Consider the following 3020-nt stretch of genomic DNA (forward strand, 5'->3'; position numbering starts at 1 on the left):
GAGGGGTTGGTGGCGTTGGTGCTGCCGCGTTCGCCGGAGTTGTTGGTGGCGATGTTGGCGGTGTTGAAGGCGGGTGCGGCGTATGTGCCGGTGGACCCGTCGTATCCGGCGGAGCGGGTTGCGTACATGTTCGGCGATGCCCGGCCTGCTGTCGCGCTGACCTCGGAGGCCGTGCGCGAAGTCGTGCCGAATGGCGTGAGCTGTCTGGTTCTTGAGGACATGGCCGACGCGGTGGCCGTGGAGTCGGGTGCGGATGTCAGGGATGAGGAGCGGAGCTGTGCCCTGTCGCCGTCGCATCCGGCATACGTCATCTATACGTCGGGTTCGTCGGGGCGGCCGAAGGGTGTGGTGGTCGGTCATGCGGGTGTGGTGAATCTGGCGTGGGATCACGTGGCGCGTTTGGGTGTGGATGGTGGGAGTCGGTTGTTGCAGTTTGCTTCGCCGAGTTTTGATGCGGCGGTGGCGGACATGTGGCCGGCGTGGTTGGCGGGTGCGGCGTTGGTGCTTGGTTCGGCCGAGCGTTTGACGCCTGGTGCGCGGCTTGTCGAGCTTGTGGCGGAGTTGGGGGTGTCGCATGTGACGTTGCCGCCGGCGACGTTGCCGGTGTTGGCGGAGGTGGGGGGTCTGCCGGAGGGTGTGACTCTGGTGGTGGCTGGTGAGGCGTGTTCGGCGGAGGTGGCGCGTGAGTGGTCGCGTGGTCGTCGGATGGTGAACATTTATGGTCCGACCGAGGCGACGGTTGCCTCGACGGCGAGTGAGCCGTTGTCGCCGGGGATGGTGGGGGTGCCGCCGATCGGGCGGCCGGTGTGGAACACCCGGGCCCATGTCCTCGACGACCGGTTGCGTCCGGTGCCCGTGGGTGTCCCCGGTGAGCTCTACCTGGCCGGTGTGCAGTTGGCCCGCGGTTATCTGAACCGTCCGGGTCTGACGGCGGAGCGGTTTGTCGCGGATCCCTTGGGGGGTGCGGGGGAGCGGATGTATCGGACCGGGGATGTGGTGCGTCGTCGGCGGGATGGTCAGCTGGAGTATGTGGGGCGGGCCGATGAGCAGGTCAAGGTCCGTGGCTTCCGTATCGAGCTCGGTGAGGTCGAGGCGGCCTTGTTGTCCCACCCGAGGGTGGCGCAGGCGGCGGTGATGGTCCGTGAGGACAGGCCCGGCGACAAGCGCTTGGTCGCCTATGTCGTGCCGTCCGAATCCGGTGCTTCCGTGGACGCGGGCCAGGTGCGTCAGTACGTCGGTGAGCTGCTGCCCGAGTTCATGGTCCCGGCTGCCGTCGTCAGTCTGGCCGAGCTGCCCCTGACCGCGCACCGCAAGGTCGACCGACGGGCCCTGCCCGCCCCCGAGTACGGCCTGGCGGAACCGGGACGTGGCCCGCGCTCGGAACGCGAGCACGCGCTCTGCGCGATCTTCGCCGAGGTGCTCGGCGTCGACCGCGTCGGCATCGACGACGGCTTCTTCGACCTGGGCGGCCACTCCCTGCTGGCCACCCGTGTGATCAGCCGCATCCGCACCGTCCTGAACGTGGAACTGCCCCTCCGCGCCCTCTTCGAAGGCCCGACCGTGCTTCAGCTGGCGAGCCGGGTCGAAGACGCGTCGGTCGCCCGCACGGCGTTGACGCCTCGGCCGCGCCCCGAGGAGATCCCCCTGTCACCCGCCCAGCGCGGGCTCTGGCTCCTCAACCGTATTCAAGGTCCCGCGGCGGCCACGTACAACGTGCCCATCGCGCTGCGCCTCGCAGGCGAGCTGAGCCGGGAAGTGCTCGGACTCGCGCTGCAGGACGTGGTGGAGCGGCACGAAAGCCTGCGGACGCTGCTCATGGAGAGCGCCGAAGGAACCCCGTACCAGAAGGTCCTTGCCCCCGAAGAGGTCAGCCTGCCGCTGCCCGTCGCTGAGATCACCGAAGCGGAGGTGCTGGCAGCCGTCGCGGCCGTGGCGAACCAGGGCTTCGACCTGAGCACCGAAATGCCCTTCAGGGCGCGACTCTTCGCGCTGAGCGAGGACCAGCACGTGCTCGTGGTCGTGCTGCACCACGTGGCGGGTGACGGTTGGTCGATGGCCCCGCTGGGGCGGGACGTCGCGGAGGCCTACGAGGCGCGGGCCGCAGGCCGGGCTCCGGCGTGGAAGCCGTTGCCGGTGCAGTACGCCGACTACGCGATCTGGCAGCGGGAGCTGCTGGGTGACGAGAACGACCCCGACAGCCTGCTCGGCAAGCAGCTCGCGTACTGGACGGCACAACTCGCCGACCTCCCCGAACAGTTGGAACTCCCGGTCGACCGGCCTCGTCCTGCGGTGGCCTCACACCGCGGTGACCGGCTTGTCTTCGAGGTGGACGCGGAGATCCACCAGGGCCTGGTCGACCTCGCGCGTGAGTCGGGCGCGAGTGTGTTCATGGTGGTGCGGGCGGCGTTCGCCGCGCTGCTCTCGCGGCTCGGGGCCGGGTCGGACATCGCGATCGGCTCCCCGATCGCCGGCCGTACGGACGAGGCGCTCGACGATCTGGTCGGGTTCTTCATCAACACGTTGGTGTTGCGCACCGACCTGTCCGGTGACCCCACCTTCCGTGAACTGGTCGAGCGGGTCCGTGAGACCGACCTGGCCGCCTACGCCCATCAGGACGTTCCGTTCGAGCACCTCGTGGAGGTTCTCAACCCCGAGCGGTCACTGTCGCGGCACCCGCTGTTCCAGGTGATGCTGACCTTCCAGAACAACGAACAAGCCCAGTTTCACCTCCCCGGACTGACCTTTACGAGCGAGTCGACGGGGGACGGTGCCGCGAAGTTCGATCTGCAGCTTGGTGTGCACGAACAGCACGGGCACGACGGTGGCCCTGTGGGGCTCGTCGGCGCCTTCGAGTACGCGACTGACCTGTTCGACCGGGAGACGGTCGAAAGGCTCGTGGAGCGTTTCAGCCGGGTGCTGGCCGCCGTGGTGGCGGATCCTGATTGTCATGTGGGTGAGTTGGAGGTGTTGTCCGGCGAGGAGCGAGGGGAGTTGTTGGCTGGTTGGCAGGGTGAGCGGGT

The 3020-nt window shown here is 68.4% G+C and carries 1 protein-coding gene; it reads left to right on the forward strand.

Annotated elements, in window-relative coordinates:
* Positions 1–51 precede the first annotated feature (51 nt).
* The coding region (locus tag ACZ4D5_RS43395) for an amino acid adenylation domain-containing protein (RefSeq protein WP_467778066.1) at positions 52–3020 on the forward strand (2969 nt) is incomplete at its 3' end.

It is taken from the genome of Streptomyces sp. NPDC025651 (assembly GCF_055558735.1).